Here is a 21,572-nt window from a genome sequence, read left to right as displayed (position 1 = left end):
AGAGCTATTGTAGAACGAATTATGGAAAATAAACAACATAAAAAATATAATAATCACCAACAGTTTAAGAAGGGTGACCATGTTTCACGTGGAACAAAAACACGCAATAATGCACCAGTACAGGTTGCGATTGGTGATCAGTTATTAATTACGATTAAACGTTTAGGTATTAATGGTGAAGGAATTGGTTATTATAAGCGTAAGATAACTTTCATTCCGGGTGCTTTGCCAGGTGAAGTTGTTGAGGTTGAAGTAACGAACGTCACCGACAAATTTATCGAAGCAAACATTCATAAGTTTAAACAGAAATCAAAGCAACGTGTGATTCCAGTTGATAATCAAGAGGTTGGTGGCTTTGAGTTGGAACATTTGGCGTATGACGGTCAACTGACTTTCAAACAAGATGTTATCCGGCAGGCATTAGAAAAGTACAAGCCAGCTGGTTATGCACATTATAAATTATTGCCAACGATAGGAATGGATGATCCAAAGGAATATCGTAATAAAGCGCAGTTCCCTGTTCGTGAGGTTGAGGGTCAGTTAGCTGTAGGAATGTATAAGCGTCATTCACATAAGTTGGTTGATTTGCCAGTTGTTACGACGCAACATCCGGCAACGCTAAAAGTTGTCCGTGGCGTGCGTGATATTTTGGCAGATATGGCATTGCCAATTTATAATGAGCGGAAAAATAAAGGTGTTGTGAAAACGTTAATTGCACGTGTTTCAGAATCTACTGGGGACGTGCAGCTGACAATTGTAACCAATGGGCGATCACTACCAGATGCTGATGAGTTAATTAACAGAATTCATCAGTCATTGCCTGAGGTTGTATCTATTCATCAAAATATTAATCGTGGACAATCTTCACTAATTTGGGGTGATGATACACGTCAAATCTGGGGTGAAGATTATATTACTGAAGAAATTAATGGTAAAACATTTAAGTTATCACCTCGGGCATTTTTGCAATTAAATCCGCGCCAAACACAGCGTCTGTACCGAGAAGCAATTAAAGCTTTAGATTTGACTAAGGCAGATAAACTAATTGATGCTTATTCTGGTGTTGGTACAATTGGTATTTCGTTAGCTGATCATGCTGGTGAGGTTCGCGGAATGGATACGGTGGCAGAATCTATTGATGATGCAAATGAAAATGCCATTGATAATCACGTGACGAATGCTACTTATTATGTTGGTGCAGCTGAAGAGTTGATACCACAGTGGGCGCAAGAAGGTTGGATTGCAGATGCAGTCGTTGTTGATCCGCCACGTACAGGGTTAGATATTGCCTTACGACAAACTATTCTAGAAACAAAGCCAGAAAAATTTGTTTATGTTTCTTGTAATGCATCAACCCTTGCCCGTGATTTAGTTGATTTGGCGAAGGTTTATCGCGTTGATTATATTCAATCTATTGATATGTTCCCGCAAACGGCACGTTGGGAAGGTATCGTAAAATTTACGAAGAAATAAAATGATTCAGCAAATGTTGACGATAATGCTATTATGTTAGTATGTTGGTTGTCGGCAAATAAAGTTGATTATTTTATTGATAATGAACAGAGTGCGCTTGAAGGCAATGCTAACAATGATTAGTGTTGCCTTTTTTATAACACATCAGGAGGAGAGAATGATGAAACAACACAAAGGACTGTCAACTCGTTCAGTTGTTGCAACGGGTATTGGGGCTGCTGTATTTTTAATTTTATTTAAATTTGTTGCTATTCCTACCGGTATTCCTAATACACAAATCAATGTTGCTGAAGCATGGTTGTCATTAATTACTGCTATTTTTGGTCCAATTGTTGGTGGACTAGTTGCTTTTATTGGCCATGCCTTGAATGATGCTATTTCGTATGGTTCGGTCTGGTGGACCTGGGTAATTGCCGATGCACTATTCGGTGTTATTTTGGGACTCGCTGTACAGAAGTTGAAATTGACGAATGGTGATTTGACAACTAAAAAGTTAGTTGCATTCAATATTTGGCAATTGCTTGCGAATATTGTCGCTTGGAGTATTATTGCGCCACTAGGTGATATTTTAATTTATAGTGAACCTGCAACTAAGGTGTTTTTGCAGGGATTTGTTTCAACAGGTGTCAACTTCTTATCTGTGGCAATACTAGGTAGTTTACTATTAGTTGCTTATAATAAAACACAAGTTAAACAAGGATCATTGAAAGAAAAAGATTAATTTATAACTGCGCACGAAAAAAGAAGAGGGTACGGCATTTTTATTGCAACCTCCTCATACATATAAAAAATTGAAGGAGTTACACATGGTAGCAGCGATTGAATTGCAGGATGTGTCATTTAAGTATGATTCACAATCTGAGCCGACTTTGCATCATATTAATTTAACGATTGCACCTGGTGAACGGGTGTTATTATCTGGGCCATCTGGTTCGGGGAAAACGACTTTAGGTCAATTACTTAATGGCCTCATCCCACATGCCTATCAAGGTGAGGTAACTGGAAACATTAAAATTAATGGTCATGATATTAAGGACGCTTCAATTTTTGAGCGTTCTTTTGATATTGGTACAGTATTACAAGATACAGATACACAATTCGTTGGCCTGACAGTTGCTGAAGATATCGCATTTGCATTAGAAAATGATCATGTGGGACATGATGAATTACTAACCAAAGTGAAGCAGTGGGCGCAGACGCTACAACTAGATGAATTACTGAAGGCGGCACCACAAGAGCTATCTGGTGGACAAAAACAACGGGTTGCTATGGCAGGCGTCTTGATAGATGATAGTCCTATTTTACTATTTGATGAACCACTTGCTAGTTTGGATCCAGCTAGTGGTCATCGGATGTTAGCCTTGTTGGATGAGCTACAAGAGAAATATCATTTAACGGTTATCATGATTGAACATCGTTTAGAAGATGTTTTACAACACCGTCTTGATCGAGTTGTTGTGTTAGACAAGGGTGAAGTGACCTTTGATGGCATACCTGAAACTATTTTACGTTCAAATACATTGCATCAATATGGCCTGGCCATGCCAGGATATTTGCAACTGTTAGAATTGGCGGGTGTTGATTTAACCGCATTAACACAAATAACCCAGCCAGAAAATGTGACGGGACCGGATGTTAAAAGTAAGCTGCAAGCATTGGTACCTAAGCCGCAAGTAGCACATCAAGAGAATGAACGAGAACCTATTTTAACCGTCAATCATTTGGGGTTCCAATATAGTGACCAACAATTGTTTAAAGAAGTTTCACTGCAGTTATTTAAGGGTGAGTTGGTCGCTTTAGTTGGTAAGAATGGTTCTGGAAAATCGACGCTAAGTAAGTTAATTGCGGGCTTTATGCAACCATCTAGTGGTTCAATGCTGCTAAATGGTATTGGAGATCTTGCGCAACTTTCAATCAAAGAGCGTGCTGATTATATTGGTTATGTTTCTCAAAATCCAAATGATATGGTTACGCAGTCTATTATTTATGATGAAGTTGCAAGTGGTCTACGTCTTCGCGGAAAATCAGAAAGTGATATTCAGGAGCGCGTGAACCAATTGTTGAAGCTAGCGGGATTATATGGCATGCGTGAGTGGCCAGTTACGGTACTGAGCTATGGGCAAAAGAAAAGATTGACGATTATTAGTGTGCTAGCACTCGAGCCTGAGGTATTGATTTTAGATGAACCAACGTCAGGACAGGATTATGCTAATGCACAGGCAATTATGCAATTTGTGCAAGACCTAAATGCGACGTTTAACACAACGGTGGTCGTGATTACACATGATATGTCATTGATGTTAGAGATTGCGGATCGTGCACTAGTATTAGTTGATGGTCAGGTGCTTGCTGATACAACGCCAACTGAATTACTAAATGATCAAAACTTAGTGGATCAAGCAGACCTGCATATTACGACGATTCATGAGTTAGCACAACAATATGATTTAGCTAATCCAGCAGGGTTAACTGCATTGATTGGGAAAGGATAGATGGCGATGAATAACATATTTGGCTATCAGCTAGGACGGTCCATTGTTCATCAATTAAGCGGTGGTACCAAATTATTGATTTTTTTGTTGTTGACGATTAGTGGTATGTTAAGCTTTGATGTGCGTTATCTTGTTTTGCTAATGTTAATCGCTATTATTGGTTTAAAAGTAGCTGGTATTCATTGGAAAAATGTGTCAACAATTGTTAAATTTGTTGCCGTTTTTGCGCTTATGAATTTGCTATTAATTTATATTTTTGCCCCACAGTATGGAACAACTTTATTTCATAGTAAAACACTGTTACTGGGTCATGGATTCTATGCGTTAACCTTAGAGCAATTATTCTACGAATTTATTGTGTTAGCGAAATATTTCTTTAGCTTACCGTTGGCATTAATTTTTTTACTTACGACTAATCCTAGTGAATTTGCAGCAGGATTGAATAAAATTGGTGTCTCATACCGGATTTCGTATGCTGTTGCCTTGACATTACGTTATATCCCAACGGTTCAACAAGAGTTTGTGACGATTAGTCATGCGCAACAGGCACGTGGTTTTGATATGTCTAAACATGCGCCATTTACACAGCGAATCAAAGGAGCCTTCGGTATCATGATGCCACTTGTCTTTTCTTCACTATCAAAGATTGACGAAATAAGTCGTTCCATGGATTTACGCCGTTTTGGTAAGGAAAAACAACGTAGCTGGTATTATGAACAAAAATTTAAACGTCAAGATTGGTATTTTTTGATTGGTGTTGCAGTGCTAGTCATTCTAGAAATTTTGTTGATGAAACTGACAGGTAGTCGCTTCTGGTATCCATTTTCATAATTCCTTCAAATACGAGTTAAATGAGATTTTTTTAATTTTATTATTGACTTTTCATTATTGCCGAATTACCATTATATGAGTGAACATGATGATTAGGTGAGTAGTTTGTGATGGATACGCAAAGCGAGTTGTAGTTGGTGTAAGGCAACCGATTCAGCAAATGAATTTGGCCTAGGAGTGGTTGAAGTTATGAGTAGTATTGACTATTAGTAATTTCCGGTGATGACCGATATCGCATATGAGTATGTTTGTCATACTTGATAAGCGGACTGTGGTGATGCAGTCTGAAACACGGGTGGTAACACGATTTTTATCGTCCCGTCGTTCCATTATGGAGCGACGGGATTTTTTTATATTAAAGGAGCAATATGACAACGACAATTTTTTCGTCTTTGCAATTGCCAAATGGTGAAATTGCATTAGATAAGCAAACGCTAAAAAAGTATGGAACAAATCATTACACACAAGAAATAACAACTGAAATATTACCAGATGCCGTGGTATTTGCAGAAACCATCGCGGATGTACAAGCGACGATTCGTTTTGCAGCTGCTAATCAAATTGCAGTTGTACCACAAGGTGCCAAGACGTCGATTGTGAACAGTGCTGCTGGTTTAACTGGTGGTTTAATCTTGAATTTATCACGAATGAATCATATTTTATCAATTGAGCCAGAGAATCAAGTTGCCATTGTTGAACCTGGGGTATTAAATGGTGACTTAGATGCTGAAGCGCGCAAAGTTGGGTATTTTTTCTCGCCAGATCCAGGGTCAAAGCGAATCAGTTCAGTTGGGGGAAATATTGCAACCAATGCTGGTGGGATGTCATCGTTAAAATATGGCACAACGAAGCAGTCTGTATTGGGGTTGAAAGTTGTATTAGCTAGTGGTGAATTGGTAACACTAGGTGGTAAAACCTTTAAGAATAATGCTGGCTATGATTTAACCGATTTGTTAGTTGGCTCAGAAGGAACCCTTGGAATTATCGTTGAGGCCACGGTTCGCTTGGTACCTGTGCCATTAGGTAGTGCCATTACAGGATTGGCGACCTTCCCAACGATCCATGAGTTGATGCGTGCTGTTCAAGCTGTGCAGGCTAGTGGTGTGAACCCTTCAATGTTAGAAATTTTGAATCGCGTTTCCATTGAGGCGTTAGATGAATATGAACATAGTCATTTAGGTAGCCATGGTGAACAGGCGTTATTGATTTTCCAAATTGACGTTGCTGTATCTGGTGTATTGGAAAAGGTTGATAAATTATTGCATGAGTATGGTGCAACAAAGATTGATGTTACTGAAGATGCAGCTCGTACAGCAGAAATTATTAAAATTCGCCAAGATATTTTTGCGGCTGGGGCACAATATGGTCGATTAATTGTCGAGGATATTGCCGTACCGTTAGGACAGTTAGCAAAAGTGGCTGATAAGGCAGAAGAGCTAGCTGATAAATATCAACAACGATTATTATTGTTAGGACATGCTGGGGATGGCAACTTACATCCTGACATTATCTTGGAAGATAAAGATGGCGAATTACCAGAAGGTACGCAAAAATTTATTGATGAGTTACTGAATTTCGTCATTCAGGTTAATGGTACGGTTAGTGCAGAACATGGTATTGGTAGCTTAAAGAATGCATGGGTACCAAAGCAATTAGATGCAAATGTCAGAGTGTTACAAAAGCAAGTGAAACAGGCATTTGATCCACTAGGGATTTTGAATCCTGGCCGTAAGATTTAGAAAATTAGGAGAACAAACATGGGAGTAAATAAGCGCGTTGCCGCAATTAAGCCAAATGCCATTCGAGCATTTGATGACGAGACAAGTGGTGTTGCAGGTATTCTAAAATTGACTCTTGGAGAGCCCGATTTTACAGTACCAGAACATGTGAAAAAAGCAGCGATTGCTAGTATCGAGGCGGATGAATCGCATTATGCACCTGCTGCGGGTTCAGTTGCTTTGAGAAAAGCTATTCACCATTTTATGTTAGATCGTTATGGATTATCATATGATATTGATTCTGAAATTATTGTGACATTGGGAGCAACTGAGGGCATCTATGATACCTTCACAGCCTTTATTAATGAGGGTGATAAAGTGTTACTGCCAGCACCTAATTTTTCAATGTATGACCCAACTATCGAGTTAGCTGGTGGTGAAATCGTCTTTGTTGATACATCTGATACTGGCTTCTTATTAACACCTGAACAACTCCAAGCAGCCATTGATGAGTATGGTGAAAAGTTGACAACCGTTTTGTTGAATTATCCAGCAAATCCAACGGGAGTTACTTATACTGCAGAACAATTATCTGCCTTAGCTGATGTATTGCAAGGAACTAATATTACCGTGATTGCTGATGAAATTTATTCTGAACTAACTTACAATGCACCGCATACTTCAATTGCAAAGTTTTTACCAGAACAAACAGTTATTTTGAATGGTGTGTCAAAGTCACATGCTATGACCGGTTATCGTATTGGATTTATTGTTGGACCTAAGCAACTCGTACAACCTGCAGCAGTGTTACATCAATTTACAGTTACTGCTGCTTCGAATCCAGCGATGGCAGGAGCTGCCGAAGCGTTAGGATCAGCGCAAGGGAAACTGGATTCTAAATCAATGCGTGAGGCTTATCGTGAACGCCGTGATTACTTAGTACCAGCTTTACGCAAATTGGGGTTTGAAATTCCTCAACCAAATGGGGCATTCTATGTTTTTGCCAAGATACCGGCAGCATATGAACAAGATGATTATGCTTTTAGTGTTGATCTAGCAAAGCGTGGCAAGGTTGCGGTTATTCCAGGATCAGTTTTCAATGTCGGTGGTGAAGGTTATATTCGTATTAGTTATGCTGCATCCTTGGACAGTCTTCAGGAGGCTGTGAAGCGTATTAGCAATTTTTTGGAAAATTATTAAGCAAGTGAAATAATGGGGGAACGCAATGACTCGTAAAGTTGGGATTATTGGATTGGGACACGTTGGCGCAGCAATTGCCCACAGTTTAACCGCACAAGGTGCAGTTGACGAATTTGTTTTTATTGATATTGATGATAACAAAGTGAATGCTGAAGCATTGGATTTTGAAGATGCCATGGCTAACTTGGAATTTAATGCAAATTATGTTGTTAATGATTGGTCAGCATTAGCAGATGCTGATGTCGTTATTTCTTCAGTTGGTAAAATTGCATTGCAGGAGACGATTACAACAGATGATCGTTTTGTTGAGTTACAGTATAACAAACTTCAAATTGCAGATATTTCTAAAAAATTAGTTGCATCTGAATTTAAAGGAATTTTGGTTGTGATTACGAATCCAGTTGACGTCATTACTACAATGTATCAACACTACACTGGTTTCCCAAAGGAACGTGTGATCGGTACAGGTACACTATTGGATACGGCCCGTATGCATCGTGCTGTAGGTAAGGCGCTTGGTGTTCATCCAAAATCAGTTAGTGGTTATAATGTTGGTGAACATGGTGATTCACAATTTACGGCATGGTCAACGGTTACAGTAAAAGACAAACCAATTACATCATATGACCTACCACTATCAGAACTAAATGATGAGGTTAGAATTGGTGGATACACAGTTTATCATGGTAAGAAGTTTACTAGTTATGGTATCGCCAGTGCGGCTAGCCGGTTAACAAAAGCCATTTTGACGGATAGTCATGAAGAACTACCAGTATCCAACTTCCGACCTGAATATGGTGTTTATGTTTCTTATCCTGTCATTGTTGGTCGTGAAGGGGTTATTGATCATGTGTCATTAGATTTGTCATCTGATGAGCAAACGAAGTTAGACACTTCAGCTGGCTTCATTCGTGAGCGTTATGAAGAGGTTATTTCTGAACTGACAAAAACGGAAAATATTGGATAAATAAAATAGAAGTATAGATCCTCCCGATTTACGGTAATGGTAATTCGGGAGGATATTTATTTAATAATAAGGATACGAATCATACTGATTTGTACATTTTATTTTAAGAATTAAACCGATTAATTTAAATAATGAACCATATATCAGTGATTAGAAAATAAGCACCATTAGATATGTATAATGACAGATATGTTATGGGTATTACAACGTTATTTGGAAAAGGGGGTAGCTGTATGAAAGTAAATTTTTTTATTGATGAGAATCAGCCTGAGTATATTGATTTTCATGTAAAAAAATTAACACCTGCCATGCAATCAATGGTAGATGAATTGCAGAAACAGGATGTATTGCTTTGGGGATACCAGGAAAAAGTCGTCACACCCCTTAAATTGGATGGGATAATCAGAATTAAAACAGAATCTACTGAAGTTCATGTACAAGATATATCTGGTACATATAAAGTAAAACAGCGAATTTACCAGTTAGCAGAACTGTTACCAGATAATTTTATTCAAATTTCGAGTGGTGAGATTGTGAATTTTGATTTTATTGACCATCTGAAATTAAGTGGTAATGGGAATATCATTTTAATTTTAAATAATGGGGGTGAGACCTATGTTTCTAGACGCTATGTTTCCAAAATAAAAAGGAGGTTAGGAATATGAGCAAACGGATTATGTACCGATTTTTTTTAGGAATGCCATTTGGTGTTACATACGGATTGGTCATTGACATAGCATATGCTTATTTGAATAATCAGACGTTTTATCAAATGGCAACTAATCGTTTTGATGATTATATTTCTAATCCACTTGATATATTGGTAATTACTGTTATTTTATGGGCATTGCTTGGATCCTTGTTTTTTGTAACAGCTTTAATATTCACTGTAGAACGTTGGAGCTTAGTAAAAAAGATTATCATTCACTTTTTTGTGACGGTTTCAATTTTTATGATAATCGCTTATGCTTTGGGTTGGTATTTGTTAAATATTGAAGGTGTTTTGACGGAAATAATTATTTTCGTTATCATCTACGCATTATTTTTAATTAACGATATGATACAATCCAAACGCAATGTGGCTGCAATTAACAATAAAATAAAAAATAAGAACAATAATTAGTAAGCAGTCAAAACTGTAAAAATTCTAGGCGATAAGTTGTCGATTTTTGACAATTTACCGCCTAATTTTGTTTATCATGCTGAATATTATTTTGTTTTAAAGAATGTTTCTTGTGAGAATAAGGGCATAATTGTATTTTGTAAAATAACCATAAATTCATCAGCAGATTCTTTAAAATCTGATTTAATCCATTCCGCTATTAAACTAATGACCATCCCCGTTATTGTGGCAGATGCGTAGTGTTCAGGAATTGGCAGGTACTGGGTAATATCATTTTTTTGCCAAATTTCTTCATCAGCAGTAATTAGTTTATTGATAAAGGTGGGGTCACCATTTGGCGCTAATAATGCTGAAAATTTATCACGATTATTATAAATATACCGAACCATTTCCTTATAGTAACTGTGGAAATGCTCGGCACTAATGTTTGTTTTATCAATAAAATCTGGCGCTTTTTCAGTGACATCTTTAAACTCGTTAATCAGTGCATTTTCTACGACTTCTAACAATTCGTATTTATTAGCATAGTATTTATACAAAGTCGCACGGTTGATATGTGCTTCATCTATGATTTGTTGAATGGTGATTTTTGAAAAACCTTCAGCAAGTAATAGTTTCCAAAATGCGTGTTCGATCGCATATTTACTTTTTTTAATGCGTAAGTCTGTTTTGGCTGTCATCGTGTACCTCTGTCATTAATAATAAACTTTTATGCTGCTTTTGTTGGTTGAACCCTTGATATATGGCTATTATACTACAGTTAGTTAATCAGATATTCACTTTATTATTTGCACAAAAGGAGTGTATTTGTATGTCAGAAGTTGAAACAATGCATTATCGAGTTTTAAAGAAAAATCACGACAAGATGATTGAGGCATTAGTGAAAGCTTTAGATTACCAGAAAGCTAATCCTAGCTTGATTAATTATTCCTTGTCGAGAACTTGGTTCCGTGAAGCGCCCGATAATCCTGAACAAGAAATTTGGATGTTGATGGATGAATCAAGTAATCACGAGAAGTACGTAGAAACAATGAAGACTGCTGAAAGTGATGTAACAGCCGGAGATTTTCGACAACAATTTATTGATATGGTTATACCTGATAAACCTTTTTCAGGTGAAGAAGTTGGTTTAGCACATGTGGTTTGGCAAGAGATACCAGAGTTGCATGTTGAATTACACGAAAACGATTAACTAAAGAGGAACTGCTAGTACTGTATATGATTATAAGGGGGCTTACTTATGGCACAAGGAAGAATTATGGATCGTCCAGCAGATTATCAAAAATTAGGTATTAATCCTAATAAAATTGAAAATTGGGAAGATGGACGACGTGATACTGACGAAGCAGGACACGCTGAGGTTTGGTATTTAGATTGTAGTTTTGATGATAAATCAACATTGGTGTTGGGATTCCGACCAAAGTCAACTGATCAAGTTGTCAATAAGGGTGATAATCCTAATGTTGCGATCAACTATACATCAGCAGATGGACAACCTTTCTATGATTATCGTCTTTATGACGTTAAGGATGCACATTCTAGCAAAGACAAACTAGATTTAAGGTGGGGTCCTAGTACATTAGTTGGTGACAACTGGCATACTTATGATATTCACATTGAACCAGAAGATGATCAAGAAATTGTGATGGAGGGTAAGAGGTCTGTTGAGCACAAAACCGCAGTTGATTTACATTTTGAAGCTCAGGTAAAACCATTCCGCCCTGGCTCAGGATACATTGCGTTTGGTGAGAACGATGAATTTTATTATAACTTTATCTGTGTGACAAGTTTGACTGTTAGTGGTGAAGTAACGATTAATGGTGAAAAGAAGCAGGTCAACGGAACGGCCTATTACAATCACCAATGGTTTAATATCCATCCATCAGTTGCTTTCCACCACTGGATTTGGGGTCGTCAAAATGTTGGTGATTATAATGTCTTAATTTATGATATGGTCGGAGCTGATCGCTTCGGTGAACCACAAATCCCACTATTTACTATTGATGATAGCAAGGGTAACCGTGTGTTTGAAAATACTAGTTCAGCTAACGCTCAGGTGGATATTTTAGAGACATATATTCAAAAAGAAACGAACAAGATCACACCCAAAACTATTCGTTACACTTTTACACAAGATAATATTGAAGTTGAATACAAAATTTATGATCCAAAGGAAATTAATTTAATTAATATCTATGGTATGGCTTCAGATGAACAAAAGAAGCAATTTGATGCCATGGGATTGCAACCAACGTATACTCGTTATCTTGCATCAACAGAATTAAAGATAACTCGCAATGGTCAAACGGAAGTCATTGATGGTTCAATGTTGTATGAAATCAATTATGCTGCAAAAGAACTATAAGACCGTGTATTAGAAAAATGTCTAAATAGTAGCAAATCAAAGAGCAGATCAGAATTTTTTTCTGGCCTGCTCTATTTTTAGCTGTAATTTTTATAGCATAAACGTGCTCCAAAAATCCGAAGCCTCAATGTAACACAATTTACGTGTCACACCAGCTTCAAAGCGACGTTTATCTTGCTCTCATTTGTTATAACTATTAGGATTTAGTTGTAAACCAAGCCACCGTCAACCAAGATTGTTTGACCTGTAATATAGTCGGAATCTTCAGAAGCTAAGAAGTGTACCAAGTTAGCCACATCAGTTGGCGTCTCGTAACGTCCCAAAGCGATTTCGCCAGAGAACTTAGCAAATGGCTCTCCTGGTTTCAATGAAGGATCTGCCTTGACCATTTCTGCATCAATACGGTCCCACATCTTGGTCTTAGCAACACCAGGGCAGTAAGCATTCACTGTGATGTGCTTTGAAGCAAGTTCCTTAGCTGCAACATGTGTAAAAGCCTTAACAGCATGCTTTGAAGCTGAGTAAGTACCCAAGACTTCATAAGCTTCATGACCAGCAATTGAACAAGCGTTAATGATCTTACCAGGTGTACCTTGCTTAATAAATTGTTCAGCAGCAGCTTGCGTACCGTAAACTGTTCCAAAAACATTGATTTTAAATGTGCGTTCCAGTTCACTTTCATCGATCTTTAAGAATGGTGTTACGGCTTCAACACCGGCGTTGTTAACAAAAACAGTTAACTGCCCAAACTTTTCAACTGCTGCAGCCACTAATGCTTCTTGGTCTGCTTTCTTAGAAACATCCCCAACAAAGCTGGCTACGTCACCTAAGTCTTTTAACTCTGTCTCAGTCTTATTCAAGGCGTCTTGGTTAATATCATGAATCATGACACTAAAGCCATCTTTAAGTAGACGCTCAGCGATACCTTTACCTAATCCCCCAGCTGATCCAGTAACTACGGCAACTTTCTTCGACATAATCATACCTCCCAAGTATAAAACCAACAGAAACATAATATAGAAAGCGCTTTCACACATCTATTGTAACGCTTTTTATTCTTTAAAACACATTTTTCTTATACAAAATAAAAATGCAAATTTATACATAAAAAGTAATGGGAATATAGGTAGTTATTAACAGACTGAAAAGGTCATCAATCCGCCAATTTGAAGTTGGTGGTTTGATGACCTTGAATGTGTTTCGAAAGTTCTTAAAGCGTTTCTTAATTATCATGTGTATCAGTTAATCCCTGTTGGATAACTGGTAATAATTCTTGCCAAGTTGTTTCAAAAATAGTCTTAAATAAGTTATCATCCCAACGACCTGCAAAAAATGGATGATAGAAATATGTAAATGTTTGCATCACTGTTTGGCCCCGTTGTTGACGGAATGTATCCCAGGCCATAATCTTTTCTACCGCAGTCGCAAATTCTTTTAATCGTGGTTCTATCAAGCTATCATGTCGACCTAACTCAAATTTATAAAATGCTAACATTTCAGGTGCGGCTGCAAAACTTGTTTGACGTCGGGTTGAGAGTAACCATAGCCAATCGTGAAGTGCTTGTACCCGATTTTCTGCCGGTACACGTTCACTAGCTTCTATAATAGGTGCGTCTACTTCTTTGAGCCAATCTTTATCCATTTCTTCAAATAGCGCATCACGGTTGGCAAAATGTTTATATAAAGCAGCTGGCGTAATTGATAATTTGCGTGCCACATCAGCAAGCCGTGCTTTTTCATAACCTTTTTCTGTTAAGACCGCTTGCGTTGCCTCAAAAATTGCTTTTTTTGTAACTTTTGACATCTTGCTTCCTCTCTCAATTTATTGTCCTTATTATTATACCCAACTCTTCAATGGATACAAACTATCTAATTTAGTTTATTAATATTCTTTGTTATACTTGACGGTAGATAGTCAGCAAAAATGACTGAATTTTATTGAATACGGGGTGTAAATATATGACTATTTCATCATTAACAGATACGTTTACCTTGGCAAATGGGGTCGAAATTCCAGTTGTCGGGTTTGGAACTTGGCAAACCCCCGATGGGGATGTTGCATACCAAAGTGTTTTGGATGCCTTAAAAGCTGGTTATCGTCATATAGATACGGCGGCTGCTTATGGTAATGAAGCATCAGTAGGACGTGCTATCAAAGACTCAGGTATTCCACGTGAAGAACTGTTTATCACATCAAAGCTATGGAATGACAGTCACAGTTATGAAGCTGCTAAAATAGCATTGGATAAATCATTAAAATTGCTTGGCTTAGACTATTTAGATCTATACCTTATTCATTGGCCAAATCCATTAATTAATCGACGTAATTGGGATAAAGCCAATGCAGAAGCTTGGCGTTACATGGAAGATGCTTATACTGAAGGGAAGATCCGTGCCATTGGCATTTCTAACTTCCAAATTGAGCACCTTGAGGCATTACTCAAGACGGCAACAATCAGACCAATGGTCAATCAATTATTTATCAATCCATCTGATTTAGAAAAAGACATTGTGGCTTTCAATGAAGCACATGATATTCTTACCGAGGCATATTCACCTCTTGGAACAGGATCGCTACTTGCAGTTCCTGAAATCAATGATATTGCTGAAAAGTATGGAAAGTCAGCTGCACAAGTTCTAATTCGTTGGTCACTACAGCATGGGTTCTTGCCTCTGCCTAAGTCCACACATGCTGAACGTATTAGCCAAAATGCCGATGTCTTCGACTTTGAGTTAACTGATGCAGAAGTTGCAGCGTTAGATCAATTAGAAGGTGTTGCCGGCACGCATCAAGATGCGTCACAAGCTGATTTTTAGAATAATATAATAATGCAACAAGTGGCTGAATTTATTCGTGAGTTCGGTCATTTTTTTATATATAATTGGCGTAATAAAAGGAAAGTTTTCCATTGCCTCATTTCGTCGTACTGTGTCGCTAGGAAAGGATAGAATTATGAAAAGAAAAAAATTGCAACTCTTGTTACAGAACCATGGTAACATTTTCAGCATCTCAATGATTTGCGGAATTATTTTTTCATGGATATCTACATTCTTTATACAGGGTATGTTTCCAATTTTATTGGGATGGGACATGGCAATATTAATACTTTTTATCCTCATGATTTATTTATTTTTTCCAATAGCTAGTGGACAACAGACTAAGAAAATTGTTCTAAAAGGAATTCGATATCCATTAATTGATATACTGGTCATCCTTGCTGGTATTATGAGCGTCTTCATTGTCTTTTTTCTTTTAAACATTAGTAATAGAAACCAACTAGAAATTATATTTTGTATCTTTAGTATTTTCTTGTCATGGAACAGTATCCAATTATTGTACACAGTACATTATGCAGAAATTTATTATAAAAATGGCGGTGGGGTAACATTTAATAATGATGACTTACCGAATTTATGGGACTTTTTGTATTTAGCCTACACGATTGGTATGACATACCAAGTTTCGGATAATAATTTCTCGACCACTCATTTCCGAAAAGTTGCTTTAGGTCATGCGTTAATATCTTTTGTCTTTAGTACGATGTTGATTGCCATAATTATTAATTTTGTTGCTGGATTAATTACTGGTCGATGAGATCAGTTACAATATGATACGAGAAAAGGAGAGCGAGACAAAAGTTGTTTTGAAGCCGGTGTGTAACGCATTTATGCTGTCAAACTAACATGCGTTTAATTAATATCTTTTAGCACAAAAATTAGAGGCTGAGACAACATCTGTCCCAGCCTCCTTTAAACACGTTACAAATCGGTTTTTTATTATCGTATTATTTTAGTGTTCATCTTGATCAAATTTAAAAGCATTTAAGAAACGATGAATACGTTCAGTGGGCTTATTAAAGAACTCATCAGGAGTGCCATCAAAATCAATTTCACCGTCTTCTAAAAACAACATCCGATCAGCTGCATGACGGGCAAAGTCCATGTTATGGGTCACGATAATCATTGATTGGTTTTCGTTGGCTAAATTATTTAGTACTCGCAATACTTGGGCTTCAAGCTCGGGGTCTAGTGCTGAAGTTGGTTCATCAAGTAATAGATAGTCGGGTGCCATAGCCATGGCACGAGCGATCGCAACACGTTGTGTCTGACCACCAGATAATTGATAAGGATAGCGATTAGCCGTTTCATCTAAACCAACAGCTGATAAGAGTTCATGTGCATGTTTTTCGGCGACAGCTTTCGACTGTTTTAGGACATGCACAGGGGCTTCAATCATATTTCCCATAATTGTTAGATGATCAAACATGCGCGGTTGTTGGAAAACCATGCCAGTTTTACGGCGCACCCAAAGTAAAGTGTCTGTTGTTACTGGCTTGTTAAGATCAATAACACGGTCATCAATCGTATATTGTCCACTATCTGGACGTTCCAATAAATTTAGTGAGCGTAAAAGCGTTGACTTTCCTGATCCAGATGGTCCAACAATAACTGTTGTTTCATGGGGGTTAAATGTCACGTTAATATCTTTTAATGCGTGGTGTTCAGCATAGTTTTTATCAATATGTTCTAATTTCAGCATGATTTACCTCTGATCTTTTACAAAGCGGTCGGCCCAGCGTTGAATATAACGTTGAGGAATTGACAAGATAGTCACAAATAAGGCGTAAATAGCGGCAACTAATAAATACATTTTTAGTGGCTCAAAGTTAACGGCAGCAAGTTGTTGTGATAGATAGAACATCTCCACAATGGTCACTACTGAGGCTAATGAAGTATCCTTGACCAATGAAATGAATGAATTTGCTAGCGTTGGGATAGAGATACGTGTCGCTTGAGGTAAGATAATGCGCATAAAAATTTGACGATCGGTCATACCAAGTGCAGCAGCAGCTTCTCGTTGCGTATCTGGAATTGATGAAATAGCGGCCCGAATTGCTTCTGAAGCATAGGCACCGGTGTTGAGTGATAGTACCCAAATAGCGGCTACCCAACCAGATGGCGATAACCAACTGATGCCTAATTTTGGTAAGCCATAAAAGACAACGAATAATTGCACTAGCATTGGTGTTGAGCGGAAAATCCAGACATAGAACCATAAAATGAATTTTAGGACTTGCCAACCGAATTTGCCTAGGCCGGTAGCGTGTGGAACGTAGGAACGTAAGACAGCAACAATAGCTGCTATAACAACAGCAATCACGAAAGAAATTAATGCTAGGGGAATGGTGTATTTAATCCCAGCAATAATTAATTGTGGTGCATAAGTTGCAATGAATTCAAACATGAGCCTTCCTTTCAAAAAAGAGCACAAAAAAAGTGTTAAACAATCTTAGTCGTAAGATGCCTAACACGTTTTTGACGATTATTAAATTGGTGTACACCAAGATAACCTACCGCAAAAAACGCGTTAGGCTTTCACAAGCAACAATATAATGTGATGTGATGTGAATCATAGTGATACTCCCTAAAATTGAAAATTTCGAATTACTAACTGATTTCATTTTAGGGGTGTTACTAATTAAATGCAAGTAAAATTTTAAAAAATAAGAGTAGTTGACAAACGGATAATAAGCGGGTTATGATTTGCGTCAGAAACGAAAAGGGGTAACGATAATGAGCTTGGGGATGCGATGTTAAATTAACAGATGTATTTAATAATAAATATTTTGGGCAGTAAATAATATTAAAAAATGAACATCAGTTAGGAAATCATAAAATGAATAAATATACAAAAATCGCAGCTGTAGCAGCTGTTACGTTAATGGCCGCAAGTAGTAGTGTCTATGCAGTTGTACCAAGTGCATCTGCTAAATCTGTACCAGCTTATCAAAAGAACCTACACAAAAAGGGAACATTGACGGTTGGATTAGAAGGAACCTACTCACCTTATTCATATCGTGATAAGTCAGGTAAATTGACTGGATTCGAAGTTGATTTGTCAAAGGCTGTTGCCAAGAAATTAGACTTAAAAGTTGAATATTCACAAACAAAATTTGATTCGTTAGTCGCTGGATTAGGATCAAATAAGTATGATGTTGTATACAACAATATGGGAAAAACAAAGGAACGTGCAGCGAAGTACGCTTTTGCGGCGCCTTACTTGTATACTAAGACAGTGATGATTACTAAAAAAGGTTCGGATATCAAATCAGCTGCTGATTTGAAGGGAAAGAAATCTGCACAATCAGCATCGTCTAACTTTGGTCAAGCAGCTAAGAAGGCTGGTACCAATGTTGTGTCAGTACCAGGATTTGCTGAGGCAATTGATTTAGTTAATTCTGGTAAGGCAGATGTGACGTTGAATTCCCAAGATTCTTGGGGTGTCTATAAAAAAGCGCATCCAGAGACAAAATTAACGGCGAAAGTAACGAATGTGTTGGGTGATACATCAGCAGCGCCAATGCTAAACAAGAAGAACAAGGCCTTGGCAAAGAAAATTTCTAAGGCACAAAAGCAACTAGCAAAAGATGGTACGATGGCAAAGCTTTCAGACAAGTACTTTGGTTCAGATTTGACAAAGAAACCATAACTTAACGTTATAATGGAGGTTGGGACAACAGAATATGTTCCAACCTTTTTTAGCCGAAAATATATTAGTTATAAGTCTGTAAGTTTTATAGCATAAACGCGTTCCAAAAGTCTGAAGCCTCAATTTAACGCAATTCGCACTATTCCTGTCCTTCGCTTTGCTACGGACAGAAATAGCACAAATCACGTTACACACCGACTTCAAAACGACTTTTGTCTCGCTCTCTGTGTTATTTGGGGGGATATAAATGTTAGTTGCGAAAAAGATTATTGTACGTGGACGCGTACAGGGTGTCGGTTTTCGATATTCTACAAAAATTATTGCTGATAAATTAGGAATTAAAGGCAGTGTTTGGAATGAAACGGATGGTTCTGTGCATATTGAAGCACAAGCAGAAAGTGATGCCATGTCTGATTTTATGGCAAAGATTAGCGTATCGCCATCACCCTATGCACGAGTGGATTCGGTTAATAGTAAAGACATGCCAATAAATGAACATTTGCAACGTTTCAAAACGTTGTAGTTGCATATGATGAAGATCAGTCAGCAATGTTACATTGCATGACTGATTTTTTTCGTGTAAGCTGAGATGTTGAGAGTTTTTAGGAGGTTATGATAGATGAGTATTAAAACATGGTTGAAATTCGTGGAGGTTCAATCATTAGTTGCTAGCGTATTACCGTTAATTTTGGGTAATTTATATGCGGCAATCACATATCAACAATTTCATACAGGTTTTGCAATTGTTTTTGCAATTGTTGTGTTCGCTTTGCAAATGGTTGCTAACGTTTGGAATAATATACAAGATTTTAAATCAGCAACTAGTGAAGAATGGAAAAATGGTGTGAATAATATTATTGGTAATGGTGGGATTTCACAACGCCAAGGCTGGACAACATTGTTGATGCTGGCATTGATTGCGGCAGTTGGTGGATTATGGTTAGCAATACAAACCGGCTGGCCGTTACTAATTATGGGTCTGATTGGATTTTGGGTCGTTTATTGGTATGCTGGAACGCCTTTACCATTGTCACGGACACCATTTGGCGAGTTAGCATCAGGCTTGACTATGGGATACCTTATTTTTTTGAGTGCGACTTATGTTAATATCGCGCCAACCTTTAATGGTGAACTAGTGTTTAAGGCGATTATTGCTTCTGCTATTGCATGGTTCGCAATTGGTGACATTATGTTTGCTAACAATATCGGTGATTACGATGAAGATGTTGCTGAAGGGCGGCATACATTAGCATGGTACTTAGGTAAGGATCGCGCAATAACAGCATTTGGCTGGGTCTACATTGCGGGTTATCTTATGTTGATCGTTGCAGTTATTTTTGGTATCTTACCATGGCTATCTTTGGTGGCATTGGTTTCATTGCCAATTGTGATGAAAAATGTCAAAGCATTTCAAGCAAAACCAATTAAACCGAACTTTCCATATGCCATAAAAAACGCAGTTATTATATCGTTGACCTTGGCGATTGGTTTGATTTTAGCTTTAATTTTTAATTAAAAAAATGAAAACGTATTTTGATGATAATTATCTATCAAAATGCGTTTTTTAGCACGGTTAAAATATGATGTCCTGTGGATAAACTGTGTAAAACTTTTCAGGAAAATTAGGTTAAAGTAAATCTGTAAGTGATATGACTCACAAACTTGATGGCGAATAGATTATTAAGGAACGATAATTTATGATCACTTAATATCTGTTATAATTAGAAAAAAATGAAAGTGAGGGTGTGAAGTGTTAGAACACATAAAGCAATCAAAAACATTATTTTGGACACTGGAATTATTGGCCATTGCGTTATTAATTTTGATTGTGACACAACTGCGCTTTATTCTAGAACCGATTGGTCAATTTGTTGGCGCTGTTTTTGTACCGTTGATTATTTCAGGATTTTTGTATTATATTCTAAATCCAGTAGTGGTGGCGCTACAAAAAATTCCATTAGGCAAGGTGAAGCATGTTAGTCGGGGGTGGGCAATTACAATTGTTATGTTGCTATTATTAGGTATTTTGGTTGCCTTGGTATTAACATTATTACCTGCGTTGGTTGATCAAATTTCTGGTTTGATAAAAAATATTCCAGTATTAGTAGACACCATTCAACATTGGGGTAATCAACTTAGTAAAATCAATTTCTCTAAGGAATATGGGATTGATTTTAACTTGGATAAGTTACAACAAGAGGTACAAAATATCGGGAAAACTGTTGTGTCAGGTATGGCGACTAGTTTGAGTGCAGTGATTGCGAAGTTAACAGGGTTTACAGTAACGGCAATAACGGTACCTGTCATGACGATTTATATGTTAAATGATGGTCATAAATTATCGCCATTCGTTCAAAAGGTATTTCCTGAACGGCAACGTTCAAGAATCTCTGACGTATTAGGACGTTTAAACAAAACACTTGCGCAATATATTAGTGGTCAAGTTGTGGAAATGATTTTTGTTGGTGTATTTACGGCTATTGGGTACTTTGTTATTGGTCAAAAATATGCTTTACTATTAGGTGTCTTTGCCGGAATAACCAATATGATTCCTTATGTTGGTCCCTATATTGGTTTGGTACCAGCATTATTTGTTGCTATAACAGACTCAATTTGGCAGGTCGTTTGGGTGATTGTTGTTGTACTGATTGTTCAACAAATTGATAGTAATTTGATTTATCCACGTGTTATGGGAGCATCATTGCATATTCATCCGTTGACAATCATTGTTCTATTATTAGCTGCTGGTAATATAGCTGGGATTGCTGGCATGATTTTGGCAGTACCATTTTATGCAGTTATTCGTACCATTATTGTTTATGCTTGGCAATTGTGGCAGTTACAACAGATGCCAGAAGTAGAGACAAAAACAGCTATAGTGGAAATAGATGAAGAGACAAATTAATTAAGAAT

The 21,572-nt window shown here is 37.4% G+C and carries 22 protein-coding genes and 1 other annotated feature; of the genes, 17 read left to right on the top strand and 5 right to left on the bottom strand.

All coding sequences use genetic code 11. The features are described from left to right. Positions 1-21: 21 nt before the first annotated feature. The 9 genes from rlmD (at position 22) to ACQ4QH_RS09510 (ending at position 9,804) form a co-directional block, all read left to right on the top strand. Positions 22-1,473 (top strand): 23S rRNA (uracil(1939)-C(5))-methyltransferase RlmD, encoded by a 1,452-nt coding sequence (gene rlmD / locus ACQ4QH_RS09550; protein WP_439818676.1) that lies wholly within the window; start codon positions 22-24, stop codon positions 1,471-1,473. Positions 1,474-1,633: 160 nt separating this feature from the next. Then, complete coding sequence (locus ACQ4QH_RS09545) at positions 1,634-2,194, top strand: ECF-type riboflavin transporter substrate-binding protein (RefSeq protein WP_170945069.1); 561 nt, start codon at positions 1,634-1,636, stop codon at positions 2,192-2,194. An 85-nt stretch (positions 2,195-2,279) separates the two neighbouring features. After that, complete coding sequence (locus tag ACQ4QH_RS09540) at positions 2,280-3,965, top strand: ABC transporter ATP-binding protein (RefSeq protein WP_439818675.1); 1,686 nt, start codon at positions 2,280-2,282, stop codon at positions 3,963-3,965. 6 nt (positions 3,966-3,971) lie between these two features. Continuing rightward, positions 3,972-4,796: an energy-coupling factor transporter transmembrane component T family protein gene (locus ACQ4QH_RS09535; protein ID WP_439818674.1), complete on the top strand. Its 825-nt coding sequence runs from the start codon at positions 3,972-3,974 to the stop codon at positions 4,794-4,796. 79 nt (positions 4,797-4,875) lie between these two features. Continuing rightward, positions 4,876-5,120, top strand: a binding site (T-box leader). Between the two features lie 44 nt (positions 5,121-5,164). After that, positions 5,165-6,535, top strand: coding sequence for an FAD-binding oxidoreductase (locus ACQ4QH_RS09530; RefSeq protein WP_439818673.1), 1,371 nt, complete (start codon positions 5,165-5,167; stop codon positions 6,533-6,535). Between the two features lie 18 nt (positions 6,536-6,553). After that, positions 6,554-7,714, top strand: coding sequence for an aminotransferase class I/II-fold pyridoxal phosphate-dependent enzyme (locus ACQ4QH_RS09525; RefSeq protein WP_439818672.1), 1,161 nt, complete (start codon positions 6,554-6,556; stop codon positions 7,712-7,714). Between the two features lie 25 nt (positions 7,715-7,739). Further along, positions 7,740-8,681 carry an L-lactate dehydrogenase gene (locus ACQ4QH_RS09520; RefSeq protein WP_439818671.1) on the top strand — a complete coding sequence of 314 codons (942 nt, stop codon included), beginning with the start codon at positions 7,740-7,742 and terminating at the stop codon, positions 8,679-8,681. A 233-nt stretch (positions 8,682-8,914) separates the two neighbouring features. After that, positions 8,915-9,346: a LytTR family DNA-binding domain-containing protein gene (locus ACQ4QH_RS09515; RefSeq protein ID WP_439818670.1), complete on the top strand. Its 432-nt coding sequence runs from the start codon at positions 8,915-8,917 to the stop codon at positions 9,344-9,346. After that, positions 9,343-9,804 carry a DUF3021 domain-containing protein gene (locus ACQ4QH_RS09510; RefSeq protein WP_439818669.1) on the top strand — a complete coding sequence of 154 codons (462 nt, stop codon included), beginning with the start codon at positions 9,343-9,345 and terminating at the stop codon, positions 9,802-9,804. The genes ACQ4QH_RS09515 and ACQ4QH_RS09510 overlap by 4 nt, the downstream gene beginning before the upstream one ends. A gap of 86 nt (positions 9,805-9,890) precedes the next feature. Here ACQ4QH_RS09510 and ACQ4QH_RS09505 read toward each other — a convergent pair whose 3' ends face one another. Beyond that, positions 9,891-10,484, bottom strand: a complete 594-nt coding sequence (locus ACQ4QH_RS09505) for a TetR/AcrR family transcriptional regulator (RefSeq protein ID WP_439818668.1) — start codon at positions 10,482-10,484, stop codon at positions 9,891-9,893. Positions 10,485-10,615: 131 nt separating this feature from the next. On the opposite strand from ACQ4QH_RS09505, the gene ACQ4QH_RS09500 reads away from it, so the two are divergent. Both ACQ4QH_RS09500 and ACQ4QH_RS09495 read left to right on the top strand, forming a co-directional pair. Then, positions 10,616-10,996, top strand: coding sequence for a hypothetical protein (locus ACQ4QH_RS09500; protein WP_439818667.1), 381 nt, complete (start codon positions 10,616-10,618; stop codon positions 10,994-10,996). A gap of 48 nt (positions 10,997-11,044) precedes the next feature. Next, positions 11,045-12,169 (top strand): lipocalin-like domain-containing protein, encoded by a 1,125-nt coding sequence (locus tag ACQ4QH_RS09495; protein ID WP_439818666.1) that lies wholly within the window; start codon positions 11,045-11,047, stop codon positions 12,167-12,169. 203 nt (positions 12,170-12,372) lie between these two features. Here ACQ4QH_RS09495 and ACQ4QH_RS09490 read toward each other — a convergent pair whose 3' ends face one another. Next, positions 12,373-13,146 (bottom strand): acetoin reductase, encoded by a 774-nt coding sequence (locus tag ACQ4QH_RS09490; protein WP_439818665.1) that lies wholly within the window; start codon positions 13,144-13,146, stop codon positions 12,373-12,375. A 245-nt stretch (positions 13,147-13,391) separates the two neighbouring features. Beyond that, positions 13,392-13,973 carry a TetR/AcrR family transcriptional regulator gene (locus ACQ4QH_RS09485; RefSeq protein WP_002828174.1) on the bottom strand — a complete coding sequence of 194 codons (582 nt, stop codon included), beginning with the start codon at positions 13,971-13,973 and terminating at the stop codon, positions 13,392-13,394. Positions 13,974-14,128: 155 nt separating this feature from the next. Here ACQ4QH_RS09485 and ACQ4QH_RS09480 point away from each other — a divergent pair, with 155 nt between their 5' ends. Then, positions 14,129-14,986, top strand: coding sequence for an aldo/keto reductase (locus ACQ4QH_RS09480; RefSeq protein ID WP_439818664.1), 858 nt, complete (start codon positions 14,129-14,131; stop codon positions 14,984-14,986). 136 nt (positions 14,987-15,122) lie between these two features. Beyond that, positions 15,123-15,764 carry a DUF1345 domain-containing protein gene (locus ACQ4QH_RS09475; RefSeq protein WP_439818663.1) on the top strand — a complete coding sequence of 214 codons (642 nt, stop codon included), beginning with the start codon at positions 15,123-15,125 and terminating at the stop codon, positions 15,762-15,764. 195 nt (positions 15,765-15,959) lie between these two features. Here the strand turns inward: ACQ4QH_RS09475 and ACQ4QH_RS09470 are convergent, their stop codons facing one another. Together ACQ4QH_RS09470 and ACQ4QH_RS09465 are read right to left on the bottom strand one after the other, a co-directional pair. Further along, positions 15,960-16,709: an amino acid ABC transporter ATP-binding protein gene (locus ACQ4QH_RS09470; protein ID WP_439818662.1), complete on the bottom strand. Its 750-nt coding sequence runs from the start codon at positions 16,707-16,709 to the stop codon at positions 15,960-15,962. Between the two features lie 3 nt (positions 16,710-16,712). Further along, entirely contained in the window at positions 16,713-17,414 is a 702-nt protein-coding gene (locus tag ACQ4QH_RS09465) for an amino acid ABC transporter permease (RefSeq protein ID WP_439818661.1), read from the bottom strand. A 432-nt stretch (positions 17,415-17,846) separates the two neighbouring features. On the opposite strand from ACQ4QH_RS09465, the gene ACQ4QH_RS09460 reads away from it, so the two are divergent. The 4 genes from ACQ4QH_RS09460 to ACQ4QH_RS09445 all read left to right on the top strand — a co-directional run bounded on the left by ACQ4QH_RS09460 (position 17,847) and on the right by ACQ4QH_RS09445 (position 21,564). After that, entirely contained in the window at positions 17,847-18,659 is an 813-nt protein-coding gene (locus tag ACQ4QH_RS09460; RefSeq protein WP_439818660.1) for a transporter substrate-binding domain-containing protein, read from the top strand. A gap of 247 nt (positions 18,660-18,906) precedes the next feature. Then, on the top strand, positions 18,907-19,182 hold the full coding sequence (locus ACQ4QH_RS09455) for an acylphosphatase (RefSeq protein WP_439818659.1): 276 nt from the start codon (positions 18,907-18,909) through the stop codon (positions 19,180-19,182). 96 nt (positions 19,183-19,278) lie between these two features. Next, positions 19,279-20,175 carry a prenyltransferase gene (locus ACQ4QH_RS09450; protein ID WP_439818658.1) on the top strand — a complete coding sequence of 299 codons (897 nt, stop codon included), beginning with the start codon at positions 19,279-19,281 and terminating at the stop codon, positions 20,173-20,175. A gap of 234 nt (positions 20,176-20,409) precedes the next feature. Next, the gene (locus tag ACQ4QH_RS09445) at positions 20,410-21,564 is read left to right on the top strand and encodes an AI-2E family transporter (protein ID WP_439818657.1); all 1,155 of its coding nucleotides are present in this window, start codon (positions 20,410-20,412) and stop codon (positions 21,562-21,564) included. Positions 21,565-21,572: the final 8 nt, after the last annotated feature.

The organism is Weissella paramesenteroides, assembly GCF_051903945.1.
Taxonomy (GTDB): Bacteria; Bacillota; Bacilli; order Lactobacillales; family Lactobacillaceae; genus Weissella; species Weissella paramesenteroides_A.
This window is presented reverse-complemented; position numbering and strand designations above follow the sequence as displayed.